Below are 17,817 nucleotides of genomic sequence, written 5' to 3' on the forward strand. Positions count from 1 at the left end.
ATACTTATCGATGGATCACTTTAATGTTATCAATAAATATTTGTTGAACCGTCTTCGAACTGTCTTTTTGAAAATCTGCAGCAATAGCAAGGTGATAATAATCTGAATTGGAGCTGTTTATGATTTCTCTAAAATCAAAATAGACCTTAGTCCAATTCTTTTTAGGAAGCACACCTGCTTTAATTAGATTTTCTTCTCCCAGTATATTTTTATAACCAATAAAACCAATTGAAAATGGAATGTCTGCCTTGAAATTCAGTTCAAAAATAATTGGGTCTCCGCTTTGTAGTATTGGATCATTGAGTATGTATTCTGCTGAAATGGAAGGATGCTCCTTTGTTAAAGATATGGATCCGGAATGAGATCCTTCAAATGCTTCTGATAGATCGGTCAGTAAAATTTTTGTTTCAGGATCTTTGTCGCGATCTGTATTAAAAAAATGAATGCCTTCAAAGTCTTCAATCACTGAAAACTGCAATCCCGATTGGTATGATGTATTTGGCTGAATGGTGTCGGTGATTTGTGGATCCAGTTGAATGGTGATTTTATATGGATTTAAAAGTTGATAGCGAAACGCATTGGTGATTCTACCATCCTGTCGATATCCAGGAATTAATAATACCTCACTGGTCCCCGATTCCAAAACCGGGATCCAACATGGAAGTTCATAAGCTCCGTAGTAGTGATCGTTTACATAAATCCATACATCGGATAAATTTTGACTGCCTGATCCTTCTCCAATCTTAACACTAAAATCAAAGGGTTCTATATAGAGATAGGATGGAATTTTTTCATCATCCCGGTCACAGGCACAAAAAGTCCATAGGAGCAAGAAGATGAGCTTGCCTTGTTTGAGAGTCATTGGTTCGTTTCGATTTGCTTCGTAATAGCCTGCACCAAAGCCAAAGCCTGGATTCCTTCATCCAGATTGACTTCAGGCATATCATCTGTAACGATGCTTTTGTAAAAAGATTTTAATTCCTCTGCAATTGCATTCACCGTTTTTATTTCTGGGTTGACTAAGGAAATGTATTTATTTCCTTTGTGTGTTTCAATTTCTAATGTATTGTCTTGATATTCATCGAGTAAACGAATGACCTGGGCTTCTTTCTCCAATAAATCACAACTTATATAGGCATCTTCCTGAAATATTCGAATTTTTCGCATTTGCTTCATAGATATCCTGCTTGCAGTAACATTGCAAACCAAGCCATTTTCAAATTCAATTCTGGCATTACAAATATCCGGCAAAGGACTCACCAAGGAAACCCCATTGGCTCTGATATCCTTTACTTCGCTTTTAGCCATGAGGCAAATCAAATCCAGGTCATGAATCATAATATCATGAACAACTGAAACATCCCGTCCTCTTGGATTAAAACTAGATAATCGATGTGCTTCGATAAATTTGGGCTCTTTTATAAAAGGCCTGATCGCTGCAAAACTAGGATTAAAACGTTCGACATGCCCAATTTGTATTTTAACCGGATGCTCTTTTAGTAAACTTTTTAAAAATGTGGCTTCTTCCAGACTGCTTGTTACTGGTTTTTCTATAAAACAATGTTTGTCTTGTTTAATAGCATATTGCGCTAATTCAAAATGCGAACTGGTCGAACTAACAATATCAATGGCTCCGCAATTGGAAATGAGTTCGTCATAACTTTCAAAGGCTTTTATCCCAAATTCTTCAGCAATTTTCTGACGTGTTTCGGCTGAAAGATCATAAAAGCCTATGAGTTCGAGATCCGGATTTTCAAGAATGCATTTCAGGTGAATTTTTCCCAAATGCCCTGTTCCGGCTAATCCAATTTTTAATCTGGCCATTAAAAAAGTTTAAGCTTGCATTCTAATTAAAAATAAAAGTCCTAAAACAATGACGATGACTGCGATAAAAAGCAGCCCTGTTAAACGTATGTGTGTTCTGAAGCGATCCATCAATTCAACTGAATCCGGATAATGGCTTTTTGCCTGATCCCATTTTTGTTGATTGAACAGGTCCATAAAATTGAACTGAATTCTATTTTGAACCAATTGCTTATACATCCCAAAGGTTTTAACACGGATGTATACATTAAACAATATAAATACCAAAAATATCAGAATTGCATATACAAAAGCCATAGCATGTGTATTAATTAGAATGGTTTTGATTAATTTGATTGTAGAATGGATTGCAATGCATGTTTTAATGCATTTGACAGTCCCTCTTTATATTTTCCACCGGCAGTCGCAAAAAATGCTTGTCCACCACCACCCCCTTCAATGAATTTTGCTGCATCTTTTATTAATTGAGATGCATTGAATGATTTTGTAATGGATTCACTCACATAGCACATGAGTTGAGGTTTATCTTTTTCAATAAATCCAAAAAACAGGATCGCAGGATTTTTTTCTTGAGCCAATTGGTATACCAGGTTTTTAATTAATTTAGAATCATCCAGTTCGATTTGATGAACCAGATAATGGATTCCGTTATTCATTTGAAAAGATGCCAATAGATTTGCTTTCAAGGAATTTGCATGTGCTTCTTTTAGTTCCAGAATCACTTTTTCAAGTTGTTTGTTTTCATCCAAAAGTTGTTGCACACTTTGTGTAATATCTATTGGATTTTTAAGCAGATGACGGATTTTATCAACCGTTTCAAATTGTTGCTCAATAAGTTGTTCTGCTTTTAATGCGGTAACGGCTTCAATACGCCGAATTCCGGCTGCAATGGCTGATTCTGAAGTGATTTTAAAATAACCAATCTGGCCTGTGGTTTCCACGTGGCAACCACCGCAAAGTTCTATAGAATAAGCAGGATCAAATGTTATCATCCGCACCTGATCACCATATTTTTCTCCAAACAACATCATTGCACCCGATTTCTTAGCTTCGTCAATCGGTAGTTTGCGTTTTTCTTCGCGAACGATGTTCTCCCGTATTTTTTCATTTACTAATTGCTCCACTTTCAGGATTTGATCTGCTTCCATTTTTTGAAAATGGCTAAAATCAAATCTCAAAGAATCTTCTTTTACCAACGATCCCTTTTGTTGTACATGCGAGCCTAAAACCTTGCGAAGTGCTGCATGCAATAAATGCGTAGCACTGTGATTGTTTTCAATGAGTTTTCGGCGATACCCATTCACTTGCAAGCGAACCTTAGCTGAAAGATTTTGGGGCAATACTTCGGCTACATGAATAATCAAATCATTTTCCTTAACCGTATCAATAATTTCAATTGGAAATTCATCAAAATAAGCGATGCCCGTATCGCCTACTTGTCCGCCTCCTTCCGGATAAAAGGGCGTTTGGTCAAAAACCAATTGAAAATACGCTTGTGATTTTGCCATCAGTTTTCGCCAACGCAATAATTTCCCGTGTTCAGTTTCAAGGGTATCGTATCCTAAAAATTGAATCTGTCCATCAGCCACTACATTCCAATCTGAATATTCTTTTTTAGCATCCGAACGCGAACGCTCTTTTTGTAATAACATGGCGGCATGAAATCCCGCTTCATCAACCATCCAGTTATTTTCACGCGCAATTAATTGTGTTAGATCAAATGGAAATCCATACGTATCGTATAATTCAAATGCAAGTTTTCCATCCAATTGTTTAAGGTTTGGATCCAGTAAATCCAATTTCCGCAAACCATCTTCCAGCGTTTTTAAAAACGAAGACTCTTCTTCACGGATCACTTTACTAATAAAATCCTTTTGTAAATCCAATTCAGGAAAAACAGATGCCATGTTTTCTGACAGCACAGGAAGCAAGCGATATAAAAAAGGTTCTTTTAAATTTAAGAACGAATATGCATAACGAACTGCCCGTCTTAAAATCCTTCGAATTACATAACCCGGTCCGGTATTGGATGGAATCGCGCCGTCAGCAATTGCAAAAGAAACCGCCCGAATGTGGTCGGCCATAACCCGCATGGCTAAATCTGATTTTGCATTGGGATCATACGAAGCACCGTATGCAATTTTTGTATGCTGAGAAATGAAATCAATTAATGGCTTAAAGATGTCTGTATCATAACTGGATTTTTTATTTTGAAGGACCATGCTGATCCGTTCAAATCCCATTCCCGTATCGATGTGTTTTGCAGGGAGCTCTTCCAAGGATCCGTCTGCTTTTCGGTTGTATTGTATAAAAACCAGGTTCCAAATTTCCATGAGTTCCGGAGAACCCGCATTCACCAATACCGCACCATCCTGAATTTTTTTCTTCGCTTCGGATCTAAGATCCACATGGATTTCAGAGCATGGACCGCAAGGGCCGGTGTCGCCCATTTCCCAAAAATTGTCTTTTTTTCCAAAAAACAAAATCCGATCCTCTGCAATCCATTGTTTCCAGTAAGAAACAGCTTCCAGGTCCTTTTCCAAACCCTCCTTTTCATCCCCGCCAAAAACAGAAACGTATAAATTCTCTTTTGGGATTTTAAATTCTTCGGTTAATAATTTCCAGGCAAATTCTATAGCTTCCTTTTTAAAATAATCGCCAAAGGACCAGTTTCCCAGCATTTCAAACATCGTATGATGATAGCCATCGGTACCCACTTCTTCCAGGTCATTGTGTTTACCACTTACCCGAAGGCATTTTTGGGTATCTGCAATTCGCGGAATGGTAGCGACCTGATTTCCAAGAAAATAATCTTTAAAAGGATTCATCCCGGCATTTGTAAACATCAGGGTCGGATCATTCTTTACAACAATGGGGGCTGAAGGAACAATTTTATGCTGCTGGTTTTCAAAAAAGCTGAGAAAAGTCTGTCGGATGGTCTTTGAATTCATTATAAATTATAATAATAATTAATGTTTATATATTTGTAATATAACTAAATACAAAATAATATCTCCTATATATTATTTTTATTCAATTGAAAAAACGGGTTTTAAAGAAATTTCCTTACTTTTGTAATATTCAAACAAAGCGAGCGTACATCGGATCGCAAATTTAATATTTTTTAACTCTTAGTATTTGAAGAGATCTGAAAAATACGTTTACAACCCTCAAACCCTTCAGTTTGAGAAACTTAAGTTGACCCATAAGTCCTATGTATTTAGGATTGTTGGCTTCATATCAGCTGTTGTATTAACGACCTTTTTTTTCTATTTTATGACTTCTGAATTTTTTCCGTCTCCACGTGAAAAAGCACTTAAAAAGGAACTGAGTCAGATTGAGTATCAAATGCTTATGATGAAAGACCAGGTTCAGATTATGGATAAAGTTCTGGACAATATTCAGGATCGGGACGCGAAAGTTCACCGGGTTTTATTTGGAATGGATCCAATTGACCGGGATCTCTGGGAAGGCGGTGTGGGTGGTCATGATCCCAATGCGGGATTACAAGGCTTGAAATATGCAGGGGCAACCATCCGGGAAACCAAATCTTATATTGATAAATTAGAACGTCAAATCTACCTTCAGTCCAAATCACTGGATACCCTGGAGCAGGCAACTAAAGCCAAAGAAGAACTATTACAAAGCATTCCATCTATAAAACCGGTTCGTATCGATAAACTCAACCGTGACATGGCGCAATTGTCAGGATTTGGCATTAGACTGCACCCCATTCATAAAATCAATAAGATGCATGAAGGGATTGATTTTGCTGCACCTGCCGGAACTGCCATTCAAGCTACCGGTAATGGTCGGGTCGTAAAAGCAGAATCAAAATCATCAGGCTACGGTCGTTATGTTATGATCGATCATGGAAATGGATACCAAACCTTGTATGCTCACATGAAGGAGATTAAAATCAAGGCCGGAGCAAAAGTTAAAAAAGGACAACTCATAGGTTATATCGGAAGTACGGGAACCTCAACGGCCCCACACTGCCATTATGAAATTCGAAAAAATGGCAAACCTATCAACCCGGTACATTTTTGCATGGATGACCTGAGCCCAAAGGAATATCAGGAAATGGTCAATTTGGCTTCTTCGGCCAATCAATCGTTTGACTAGCATTTCCCTTTCTAAAATACAGACCGTTCATTCAATTTTACCCGAAACTTATTCTTCACAATCGCGTATAATTTTAACTCTTAATTTTTGTTCTTCCTTCCAGTACGCGGGATGTCCGCTACGCTCCCATAATTATTAATTATTAATTTTTAATTGTTATTCCTCCTTTCACATACATTTGATCGTATCCTATTTATAATGATGTAAATTACTCTCGAATTGATTCATTGAATTCAAAATACATGGCTATGAACAAACTAATTATGCCGGCTTTATTGATTGCATTTGCTTGCATTTTTTCCTCCGCTACTCTATTTGATGCTCCTAAAATCAAGCTAGAATCCAAAACAGTTTATTTGCCGGATACCATTCCGCTGAATGAATTAGGTAACAACTTATGGAAAACAGCACCCGGTGGATTGTATCCAAACGGATTAAATACAAGGCCTCAAACCCACGAGAAAGACGGGCAAGCAATTTCAAAAACCTTGATTCCCTTGGATAGTTTTGGAATTGCAGATCCCAGTAATGGAAAAATTGTTTTATTATCGATTGGAATGTCCAATGCAACACAAGAATTTTCAGCATTTAAACTTTTAGCTGATACGTTTCGGAATAAAAATCCTAAACTTTTAATAGTTGATGGCGCCCAAGGCGGACAAACCGCATCCGTTATTAAAAATCCTAATGCCAATTTTTGGACCGTTGTAAATCAACGATTGTTTCAACAAAAAGTAAGTGGCAAACAAGTTCAAGCCGTTTGGATAAAGGAAGCCAATGCAAATCCAACAGCTGCTTTTCCTAAACATGCAGACGATTTAAAGAATGACATCAAACTCATCGTACAAATTCTGAAACAAAAATATCCGAACCTCAAACTGCTGTATTTATCCAGCCGAATTTATGGTGGCTATGCAAATACGACATTAAATCCGGAGCCCTTTGCTTATGAATCCGGTTTTTCAATTAAATGGCTGATAGAAGAACAGATAAACGGAGACAGCAGTTTATCTTATCAAGGTGCTAATATAAAATCACCTTGGTTGTCCTGGGGTCCTTATTTATGGGCTAAAGGAAATACTGCCAGAACTGACGGATTGCTTTGGTTGCCTACAGATTTTGCAGCAGATGGCACCCATCCATCCAATTCGGGTCGACTTAAAGTGGCCAATCTGTTGCTGCAATTTTTTTCTTTAGACAGCACCTGCATTCCTTGGTTTTTAAAACAGGCGGTTACACGGGTTAGCGATATAAATCAAAACCCTTCAATTTCAATTTATCCGAATCCATTTTCAAATGAATTTAGTTATTCCTGGTACTCCATTTCATCAAACTACACACAGATTTTATTAGTAAATGCTCACGGAGAATTGCTTTGCAAATTATATGAAGGCTATTCAAAGCCTGGACCACAATCCATAACATTTTCTGGAATTGCTTTGAATGCCGGTTTGTATTACATCCAGTTCAAAACCCAGGAATTTACAAAATTGAATAAAGTCTTGCTTGTCCATTAAACTTTTAATCAAAGCCTTAGTCAAAGCAGGATGAATTCGTTGATGAAGCATTTCGTTCTTTTGTTTTTTATTGGAATTGTTCCGATCAACCTCCTGATAAGTCAGTCGCAATACAAAGTTTATTTCTTTTTATTAGAAGATTGCAAAATTAGCCAGGCCTATATTTCTGAAATCAAGCGTATTGAAAAAGAATTTGCCAATGACTCTATCCGTTTTGTAGCGCTATTTCCAAATGCTACTTCAACCGAACAAAGCGTACTAACTTTTAATAAAAGATACAAATTGCCCATGCTATGTAAACAAGATGTGCAGCGCATGGTCGCAGACCAATATCAAATTTCCGTTTTGCCCGAAGTGGTCGTCATCAATGAAACGCAACATCAAAAACTTTATCAGGGACGCATTGATAATTTATTTGTAGCCATTGGCAAACGCAGAAAAAAAGCAACAACATTCGATTTAAAAGAAGTGCTTAAAGGCATTGTAAGTGGCCAGCAACTCCCCTATCGAAAAACAGCTGCAATTGGTTGTTTTTTAAGTCATTGGGATAATTAATAGCTTAATTTCAAGAAACTTTGTACTTTTATTATTCTTACTTTTAAATGCAATCATGAAATACATTCTCGCACTCTGTTTTTTTTGTTCACTTTTTAGCGTATCCGCCCAGAATTATTCAGAAGATATTGCTCCACTCATCTACAAACACTGCAGCAATTGCCATCGTCCGGGTGAAATTGCACCCTTTGCATTGACCAATTACAATGAAGTGGCCAGTTGGGCATCCACGATTAAACACGTTACTGAAATAAAATACATGCCACCCTGGAAACCGGATCCAAAATATCAACAATACCAATTGGAGAATTATCTCAGCGATGATGAGATAGCAACAATTGGAAATTGGGTATTAAAAGGAATGCCCCAGGGAGATCCTGCAAAGGAACCTGCATTTCCAAATTATCCTAAAGGATCTCAAATCGGGACACCAGATTTAGCGATTTCATTTTCTCAATCCTATGTTCACAAAGGAAATGACAATGATGAATACCGCTATTTTGTATTGCCCACCAATTTAACTGAAGACAAAGAATTGATCGCATTGGAAATGCGACCTGGAAATAGTAAGATTGTACATCATACGTTATTTTGGGCTGATGAAACAGGGAAGGCACGAGCAGAAGATGCTAAGTCACCGGAATACGGATATACCGGAGGAGGTTCTTCTGTTTCCTTAGACAACCAACTGCCAGGATATGTACCTGGACAAAAGCCCAATGTATTTACCAGCGGCATGTCCCAAACTGTTAAAAAAGGATCCGACCTGGTTTTACAAATGCATTATGCCCCAAGCAGCATTGATGAACCTGATAGTTCGACAGTCAATTTATTTTTTGCAAAAAAACCGGCGCCCCGTAAAGTTCAAAATAAAATTATGTTGCCCTATGACTTAGTAAATGGGCCTTTTATTATACCAGCAAATCAGGTAAAAGAATTTCATGGTGTTTACAAGATTCCATTCAAAGTAAGTTTACTGGGAATCTGGCCTCATTGCCATAAACTTGGAAAGAAATGGGAAGCCTACGCCAAACTTCCGGATGGATCACAAATCCCATTAATCAAAATTGAAGATTGGGATTTTAATTGGCAAGGAGGCTATTATTTCAATAAATTAATCGTGTTGCCTGTCGGTTCCGAAATCCATGCCTTTGCTACATATGATAACACCACAAATAATCCGGTCAATCCAAACGATCCACCCAAATCCATTACCTGGGGAGAAGGCACTTCAGATGAAATGTATTATTTGCCTTTAACCTATGTTATTTACCAACCCGGAGATGAAAGCCTTGTTTTAAATTCATCGAAACCAGATTTAAACGAAACAGGAATCGAAAATATCGAAAGCAAACTCTATCCAATTTATCCAAATCCAGTAAACACTCAAACGATCCTGGTTGGTTTTGTTTTAAATAAAGACCAGGATGTTGCTTTTAATTTGTGTACGCAAGATGGCAAACAAATCAGCAATTTACAAAGCAAACAAACGTATTTACAAGGCCAGCACAGCTTAAAATTCACAATCCCGGATAACATCCCAAATGGTACGTATTTAATAAAAATGAATACGACAGAACGGGTTTGGACAGAGCGGATTATGGTGGTGGAATAGAGGCTAGAGGCTAGAGACTAGAGGCTAGAGGCTAGAGGTGGAATTGCTCAAAAAACCGGACACAAAAAGCTAAACATCTAGTCTGTTAGTTAATAATTTATTTTTCTGTAAAGGACTCATAAAACCAATTGAACTGTGTTTTCTATGAGTATTATACCATCTTTCGATATAATCAAATATGTGCTTTTTAGCTTCATAAATATCTTCAAATATCTGATTTTTAATGCATTCTGATTTAATAGTTTTAAAAAAACTTTCAGCTACTGCATTGTCCCAGCAGTTTGCCTTTCTGCTCATGCTTTGTTGTATGTTTTTATTTTTATTTAAAAGGTGCCTAAAAACCAAGCAACTATATTGAATTCCACGATCGGAGTGAAAAATCAGCTTTTGCCTTATTCTATTTTTTTCCAGTGCTTTGTTCATAGCTATTACAATGGTATGTTCGGCATTTAATGTGTTGCTTAGATGCCAAGAAACTACCATTCGATCAGCCAAATCCAGGATGGCTGTTAAATAACACCATCCTTGTCTGGTAGCAATATAGGTGATGTCACTAACCCATTTGTGATTAACCCTACTTGCATAAAATTCTCGATTGAGGATATTTTCACTGATTGGGTTGTCGTGATTAGAATCCGTTGTTACTACAAACTTTTTCTTAGGCTTTGCTACCAATCTAAGTTTGTTCATGATCCGTGCCACTGTGGATTTAGATGTTTTAATATGTTGATCTCTTAATTCCTCAACGATTCGTGGGCTTCCGTAGGAAGATTTGCTTTTGTAAAATATAGTCCTAATCTTGCTTTCTAATTCCGAACCTGAATCAGGTACTCGTTTAAGCCAAGCATAGTAGGAAGATCTACCCATTCCAAATATATTGCACATCTTTTCAACACTAACTCCCCATTTATTATCTCGAATCATTTGATAGAGGTTGTGTCTCCCAAGGAAAAGATGTGGATAGCCTTTTTTAAAATTTGGGTCTCTAATCGAGAATCCGCCAATTCCTTACGCAATCTCCTAAGTTCTTGTTCCTCTTGACTCAATGCCTCTTTTCCATTTCCAGGAAAACTTAGTTTTTCACCTGATTTGAGGAATTCACGACGCCATCTACTAATCATATCAGGGTGAATTGATAGTTCTTCACCTAATTTATCAATGTTATTGCATTCCAGGCTCCTATTTACAACTTCAAGTTTAAATTGCCTGTCGTATTTTCTTCGAGTTTTCATAATCATAAAAATAATGTTTTATGACTAGAGACTTAACTTTGTGTCCAGTTATTTGAGGACGTCCAGAGGCTAGAGACTAGAGACTAGAGACTAGAGGCTAGAGGCTAGAGGCTAAAAAATGTTGTAATCTTGCTATGCCCGATCGACTGATCCAAATATTGTCCTAAAAATTGAAATGAATCCTCAACCGGATCGGGCGGGGTTCTATGCTGCAATGGGAATGAAGTCTAAAGGCTAGTGGCTGGAAGAAAGTTGAGAGTTGTTATTATGCTTCTTTGCGCCTTTGCGCCTTTGCGGCTCTGCGTGAAAAATTTATAGTTGAAAGTTGTTAGTGGATCGTTGATAGACTGAAAGGTGAATGGTTTTCATTTTTTTCGTTGACTTTTTAAAATAGATAAAGAATAGATGGAGAATGGATGGAGAATAGATAAAGAATGGATAAAGAATGGATATAGTTAGGATATAGTTATGGAGACTTTAGTATGCTTAGTCTATCCATCCGAAAATTGCCTAGAAAATAAAAGCCTAATTTAACGCACCACAAGTATTCTATCAAATTTTGTCACCACACGATTTTTTTATTGGACTGGCGGTTTAGGTTGGCAGCCTGTTAAAATGCGATTCTGGAGGCCAAGAAGACGCCTGGAGGCTTGTTAATCAAATCTACAATGCTGCAATTTTATAATGGAATAACAGAATCAAAATAGATTATTGCATTTATTTAAATCCTATTATCAATTTACAAGCAATGAAAATCCTGCAATTACGCGACCCTTTTGTGGATGATCTAAAATAATTCGAGCAAATTTCAAATGCTCCCCTGATTTCATTGTGGATAATAGTCTCATCGTCTTATCAGAAAATTCTGAACCCTGGTTAAATACAGTCATGGGGGGATGCTTGTCTTTATATACCACAAGATTAAATGATAAAATATTCCATTCCCCTTCCCAATTCCTTTGGAACATTCCATTGCAGCGAAATTCGATTTCAGTTAATTGTTTGATCAAGACTTCATCTGCGCTACAATCTTGAGCAATAAATTTTGCTGGCAAAGATTCACAATTGACTGCATCTAAATAAATATCAATAACTTTAACGACCTTACTTTCGGTTAGCCCCGTTTCAAGATCAGTGACGGTAATTGAATCGATGCGATCATAAACACCGGATTTAAAATTTTGGCATATGCCTTGATTCATACTACCTATTAAAAAAATGCAGCATACCAGGATCGCTTTCATAAGGATTTTAATTAATTACAAGACTAAGATCGTGATTTTTTCAATAGCAGCTGCATTTGAATCTCAAATACAAGAATTACTCCAGAACAAAGGTTATATAAATGCTTATGTTGTATTGCAAAATACTATAAATAAGAATACCTTCACCTGTTTAATAAAAACCTACCCTGGCAATACAAACAAACTAAACAAACATGAAAAAAATAATTCTATTAACCTTAACAATCGCTACTTCCTTCTGCTTTGGTTTTGCATTTAAAACCATTTTAGTACAGCAGACGCCCGCAGCCAATGAACTTAAAAGAGTCACCGGAATTGGTGGCATTTTTTTTAAATGCAAAGACCCTAAAACTATAAGAGCCTGGTATCAAACACATCTTGGCCTCCAAACCAACCAATATGGCGCTGTGTTTGAATGGCGTCAGGGAGTGGACTCCAGTAAAAAAGGATTTTCACAATGGAGTCCGTTTAAAGAAACGACCAGCTATTTTGCACCTTCCGCCAAGGAGTTTATGATCAACTACCGGGTTGACAATTTAGTTGCACTTGTTGAAGAATTAAAAAAAGAAGGCGTCACGATAACAGATACCCTTGAATCCTATGACTATGGTAAATTTATTCACATCATGGATCCTGAAGGAAATAAAATTGAATTGTGGGAAGCAAATGATGAGGAATATGAAAAAATAGGAATTCAAATGGGTAGTAAAACGACTAAGTAATAATTCTAATCAATGACTTAAAATCTGTTTTTTCATTTGGTATTAATTCGTGTCTGCAGACACGTAAAAAAACATTTGTGGAATATTCTACGGAAGAAGGCGCTCTTTTTAAACTCGAAGTCTTCAACATGCATTTTACTATACTTTGTTTTTAATTTCAAACTCATTATAATAAACAACACCAATTAAAAACAAATTACATAATTTGATTTTAAAAGATGTCCGTTTGGCGCTGCTATTCAGATATCCTGGTTACATTTCTATAAATACGTATTGATATTAAATTTTTATCTTCTTCCACCAAATCAAAACAATTATTTGAACCCAATTAAAAACAACTAGTTTTATACTAATACCCAAGTTACAATTTTATAGTTCTGTAATTCGTTTGAATTTAATTGCTTATTAAATAAACAGATTAAAATAAATAAAAAATACTTTCCCTCATACAGCATATTATCCCTAATTTGTATCTTGTTATCAGACATACCCTATGCACGTGATTAAATCATTTTCAGTTTTACTTTTTTTTCTCATCCTTGGGATGCCTTCCGGGAATGCACAATATTGTGCATTTGATGAAATGCATCAGACTTTATTGAAAACAGATCCTTTATATAAAAAACGGGTGGAAGACATGGAGCGTTTGATTTACACTCAAAGTCAGGCACTTCAACATAAAAAAGTGACCCCTCGTTCCAAAGCCAATTATATCTTACCGGTTGTCATTCATTTGATCGTCCCTCCTGGCACCAATATAGGTCAGGGAAATAATCTTACCGATGCCCAAGTTGAACAGGGACTGGATTACTTAAATCAGGCTTTTTCAAACTCGGGTCCTTTTATGGCTGCCAATGGAGTGGATTGTGGCATTCAGTTTTGCTTGGCTCGCAGAGATCCCAACGGACAACCAACCAATGGGATCACCCGCACAGCCAGTACGCTGGTTGCTGATCTTACGTGTAATCCAGGAACGGATGCCGGGAGTGATGGAGCACTTAAACTGTTGGACAATTGGGATTGTACAAAGTATATCAATATTTGGCTGGTTACCGATTTGTTTAATACCAATTTCGGATGCAGTCTGGCAGGCTACGCTTATTTTCCAGGGGCTCCTTGTTCAGTGGATGGCATTGTCCAGGAAAGCAGATACTGGAATTCTGTTGGAGGCACTGTGGTAACTGCCCATGAAATGGGTCATTACTTTTCACTAAATCATACATTTAATGGGGGCTGTACCAATACCAATTGTTTATTGGATGGGGACCGCGTTTGTGATACCCCACCAGACAATTCGTTTTCCTTTGCACCCTGCAATACAAATTCCTGTACCAATGACTTACCGGATTTACCGGCTGACAATACCAATTATATGGATTATACATCCTGCAGTCCAGCACATTTTACCGATGGTCAACGAATTCGGATGATTGCTGCCTTGGAATCAACTCGAAAATCCCTCATCCTATCAAACGGATGCTTGCCACCCGGTGATTACGATGCAGCTGCGTTGAATCTCAGTTTTAGTAACGATCTATGCGCTGACAGTCTGTGTGCAAGTTTAAAATTACGCAATGATGGATCTAAAAAATTCTCTTCGGTACAAATCAATTATAGTTTAGACGGAGTCACTCCATTAAGCTTTAATTGGACAGGAATGTTAAATCCTACTGAGTCCACTTTAATTAAAATTCCCTGCATTAAAATAAACCCTGGCAAACATACATTGATAATTACCATTGGTAATCCGGACAATCAACTTGATTTCTATTTATCAAATAACAGCATTACGCTTGACTTTGAAACCTATCCAATCCTCAGTTTAGCATTAGACAGCATCACGCCAACTCATTGCATCAGCGATGGAACCTTAGCCGCACATGCGAGTGGAGGTACAAAGCCCTATATTTATAAATTAGATAAACGGAGCGGATCACAAACCATCCCCTATTTTCAACTGCTCTTAAGTGGTTCCTATGTTTTGACGGTTGTGGACACGCATAATTGTCAGGCAAATTTGCAAATTGACATTCCGGATAGTTGTAAAGTAATCAACAACAAAAAATTTATCACAAACCGGGATGCAAGGCAACTCGGGAATGATTGCTATTTATTGACTGAAGAAAAAAATTATCAAACGGGATCGATATGGTATGAAGACAAAGTCAGTCTGTTCCAAAGTTTTGACATATACTTTGATCTGAATTTAGGATGTATTGATGCCAATGGAGCGGATGGAATTGCATTTGTATTTCAACCCATATCCACATCGATCGGTGTAACCGGAGGTGGTTTGGGATATCAGGGAGTCATTCCAAGTCTGGCAGTTGAATTTGATACCTGGCAAAATGCCAATTTTTCAGATCCGTTTTATGATCATGTATCCCTAATGCGTAATGGAAATGTGGATCATGCTGCATCGGATAATCTTTCAGGACCGGTAGGCATGTTTCCAGGAAATGCAAATGCAGAAGATTGTAAATTTCACAAGGCACTTATCCGATGGAGTGCTTCCAATCAAACCATTGAAGTTTATATTGATTGTAATTTACGATTGCGCTATTCCGGAGATATCATACGTTCTATTTTTAACAACGATCCAAATGTATATTTTGGATTTACCGCTGCAACCGGAGGTGCGATTAACGTTCAACAAATTTGTTTGAATTACATTACAGGAATTAACAAATTACCGGATTATACTATTTGTGATGGAGAATCCATTCAAATTGCAGCCAGTCCAAAATTTGATAAATATCAATGGAGTCCAGTTAATGGAATTAGCAACGCAAACATTCAAAATCCAATTTTCAATCCAGACAGTACGACTAAATATTTCATTCACTATAAAGATTTTTGCGGATTTGATTATCGCGATTCTTTAACTGTGAATGTCAAAAAATTAAAACTGGAATATGAATTACGCTTATTGGATAGTTGTGGTTCATTTGCAGGTGCATTCTTGCATATTTTGGAAAAACCCGAAGACAGTGCTGCACTTTATTCAATGGATGGGGTCCGATTCTGGAAACAAATTTTTTATGAACTCCCCTACGCAGGATTTTATACCATTTATGTAAAGATTGGAAATTGCATCATTCCTGAAATTATTGAAGTCGGAGAATACAAACATAAACTGCGAGACAGTCTGCTGTGGGTGCAGGGTTTAAATTGTAAAGATTCCGGAAGAATCGTAATAACCGGATTGGAAGGAATTCCACCCTATCAATATCGAATCAATGGAGGCAGCTGGCAAAATGATGGAGGCTTTAATGGCTTGTTGCCAGGAAATTATGTCATTGATATTCGGGATTCGACGACTTGCAGTGTTCAACGGACTGTGCAAATTGTAAAGTTCATTAATAAATTAAGTTTAAAGCAAGACAGTGCGGATTTCGAAATTGATTGTTGCAATCCAAGATCGTTTATTCATGTAAGTGCCGGAGGATCATTTCCATTTTACTATTATTCATTGGATCAAAATTCATGGACAGCTTCCGGAGCATTTGACTCAATTCCACCAGGACCGCATCAGCTGATTGCAAGAGATGAATTCGGTTGCAGCTCCGATACCTTGTATTTTAATATCGAAGATCACTCACAAAATTCTGTTGACACTCAATCTTTTAAATTATGTGAAGGCGAATATGTGCAGGTAGGTTCAAAACGGTACGATAAAAGCGGAAGCTATACAGACGTGTTTAAAAATGCATTTTGTTGCGACAGTATTTTGGTAACCAATTTAGTGGTTAATCCAATTTATTCAAAACAAAATATTCATACAATTTGCAGTGGTGATTTTATTCAAGTTGGGAATAAAAGCTATTCAGTCTCAGGAATTTATTTAGATACTTTACAATCCATTTTTTCTTGTGACAGTATAATTTATACCCAACTCACTGTGAATCCTTCCTCAAATAACAATCTGAATTTTACGATTTGTGCGGGTGAATCCATACAAGTAGGGAGCCATCAGTATACTAACAGCGGAACCTACATAGATAGCCTCACAACAGTTAAAGGCTGCGACAGCATTATCCAAACGCAGTTGCGAGTAAACCCTATTCACCGGGAACAATTCAACTACTTAAAATGCAAAGGACAATTTGTACAAATTGGATCGAATGTATACACTAAAAGTGGCCAATATATTGACAGCCTTAACAATCAATTTGGCTGTGATAGTTTGATTTTTACAAATTTACTGATTGATACGGTCAGTGCATTGCTTACAATAGATTCCATTCTGTGTTTTGGTGATGACAACGGGCAGATTGAAATCAAAGCAAATCAGGGAATTCGGGAATTTTTATTTGCATTAAACGACACGGCTACTTATAGCAATCGGACAGTCTATGATCAATTAAAACCAGGAACCTATACTGTTTTTATTAAAGATTCCATAGGCTGCGAAGAAAGCTATTCGATTCTATTATTTCAACCACAAAAATTAGCTGCAGACCTTCCGGTTGAAATTAAACTTACCCTTGGAGATAAAATTACCTTAAAGCCACTCCTCAACTTTAATCCGATAAAAATTGAATGGACGCCAGCGACAGGATTGAGTTGTACAGATTGTATTGAACCTAATTTACAAGCATTGCATGATGCAACATATGAAGTACGTTTTACCGATTCCTATGGTTGTGAAGTCGTAGGCCAAGTAAAAATTTTAGTAAACAACCAAACCGATATTTATATACCCAATGTATTTACACCAAATGGAGATCAAATCAATGATTGGGTCACTGTTTTTGGAGGGGAAAGCATTCAGGAAGTTAAGTTGTTTCAGTTATTTGACCGTTGGGGCAACCTGGTATTTGAAAATCAGCATTTTCAAGTAAACGATTTGGCAGCAGGCTGGAATGGTCTAATGAATGGCCAACACATGAACCCTGCCGTTTTTGTTTATCATGCCATAGCACTAAGATTGGATGGAACAGAAATTCAAAAAACCGGAACAATCACATTGATACGATAAGA

13 protein-coding genes are annotated in these 17,817 nt (G+C 37.1%); 6 read left to right on the forward strand and 7 right to left on the reverse strand.

Annotated features, from left to right (window positions below):
- Positions 1–4: 4 nt before the first annotated feature.
- Genes IPK91_04005 through alaS form a run of 4 tightly spaced genes read right to left on the reverse strand, consistent with a single transcriptional unit; the run spans position 5 to position 4,775 of the window.
- A complete protein-coding gene (locus IPK91_04005) occupies positions 5–862 on the reverse strand; it encodes a hypothetical protein (GenBank protein ID MBK8296440.1) in 858 nt (285 codons plus the stop codon).
- Positions 859–1,824 (reverse strand): Gfo/Idh/MocA family oxidoreductase, encoded by a 966-nt coding sequence (locus IPK91_04010; GenBank protein MBK8296441.1) that lies wholly within the window; start codon positions 1,822–1,824, stop codon positions 859–861. Before IPK91_04010 ends, IPK91_04005 begins: the two co-directional genes overlap by 4 nt.
- Positions 1,825–1,833: 9 nt before the next feature.
- Positions 1,834–2,121: a hypothetical protein gene (locus tag IPK91_04015; GenBank protein ID MBK8296442.1), complete on the reverse strand. Its 288-nt coding sequence runs from the start codon at positions 2,119–2,121 to the stop codon at positions 1,834–1,836.
- A gap of 29 nt (positions 2,122–2,150) precedes the next feature.
- The gene (gene alaS, locus IPK91_04020) at positions 2,151–4,775 is read right to left on the reverse strand and encodes an alanine--tRNA ligase (protein ID MBK8296443.1); all 2,625 of its coding nucleotides are present in this window, start codon (positions 4,773–4,775) and stop codon (positions 2,151–2,153) included.
- Positions 4,776–4,962: 187 nt separating this feature from the next.
- On the opposite strand from alaS, the gene IPK91_04025 reads away from it, so the two are divergent.
- The 4 genes from IPK91_04025 (at position 4,963) to IPK91_04040 (ending at position 9,636) form a co-directional block, all read left to right on the forward strand.
- Positions 4,963–5,949 (forward strand): peptidoglycan DD-metalloendopeptidase family protein, encoded by a 987-nt coding sequence (locus IPK91_04025; protein MBK8296444.1) that lies wholly within the window; start codon positions 4,963–4,965, stop codon positions 5,947–5,949.
- A 248-nt stretch (positions 5,950–6,197) separates the two neighbouring features.
- Positions 6,198–7,466: a T9SS type A sorting domain-containing protein gene (locus IPK91_04030; protein ID MBK8296445.1), complete on the forward strand. Its 1,269-nt coding sequence runs from the start codon at positions 6,198–6,200 to the stop codon at positions 7,464–7,466.
- Between the two features lie 42 nt (positions 7,467–7,508).
- Entirely contained in the window at positions 7,509–8,021 is a 513-nt protein-coding gene (locus IPK91_04035) for a hypothetical protein (protein MBK8296446.1), read from the forward strand.
- Positions 8,022–8,076: 55 nt separating this feature from the next.
- A complete protein-coding gene (locus IPK91_04040; protein MBK8296447.1) occupies positions 8,077–9,636 on the forward strand; it encodes a T9SS type A sorting domain-containing protein in 1,560 nt (519 codons plus the stop codon).
- 69 nt (positions 9,637–9,705) lie between these two features.
- Here the strand turns inward: IPK91_04040 and IPK91_04045 are convergent, their stop codons facing one another.
- The 3 genes from IPK91_04045 to IPK91_04055 form a co-directional block, all read right to left on the reverse strand.
- Positions 9,706–10,560, reverse strand: coding sequence for an IS3 family transposase (locus tag IPK91_04045; GenBank protein MBK8296448.1), 855 nt, complete (start codon positions 10,558–10,560; stop codon positions 9,706–9,708).
- Positions 10,557–10,868, reverse strand: coding sequence for a transposase (locus IPK91_04050; GenBank protein MBK8296449.1), 312 nt, complete (start codon positions 10,866–10,868; stop codon positions 10,557–10,559). The genes IPK91_04045 and IPK91_04050 overlap by 4 nt, the downstream gene beginning before the upstream one ends.
- Positions 10,869–11,602: 734 nt before the next feature.
- Entirely contained in the window at positions 11,603–12,070 is a 468-nt protein-coding gene (locus IPK91_04055; GenBank protein MBK8296450.1) for a hypothetical protein, read from the reverse strand.
- A gap of 305 nt (positions 12,071–12,375) precedes the next feature.
- On the opposite strand from IPK91_04055, the gene IPK91_04060 reads away from it, so the two are divergent.
- Both IPK91_04060 and IPK91_04065 read left to right on the forward strand, forming a co-directional pair.
- Positions 12,376–12,834, forward strand: a complete 459-nt coding sequence (locus IPK91_04060) for a VOC family protein (GenBank protein MBK8296451.1) — start codon at positions 12,376–12,378, stop codon at positions 12,832–12,834.
- Positions 12,835–13,327: 493 nt separating this feature from the next.
- The gene (locus IPK91_04065) at positions 13,328–17,815 is read left to right on the forward strand and encodes a gliding motility-associated C-terminal domain-containing protein (protein ID MBK8296452.1); all 4,488 of its coding nucleotides are present in this window, start codon (positions 13,328–13,330) and stop codon (positions 17,813–17,815) included.
- Positions 17,816–17,817: the final 2 nt, after the last annotated feature.

The sequence above is a fragment of the Saprospiraceae bacterium genome, from assembly GCA_016712145.1.
Lineage (GTDB): Bacteria > Bacteroidota > Bacteroidia > Chitinophagales > Saprospiraceae > Vicinibacter.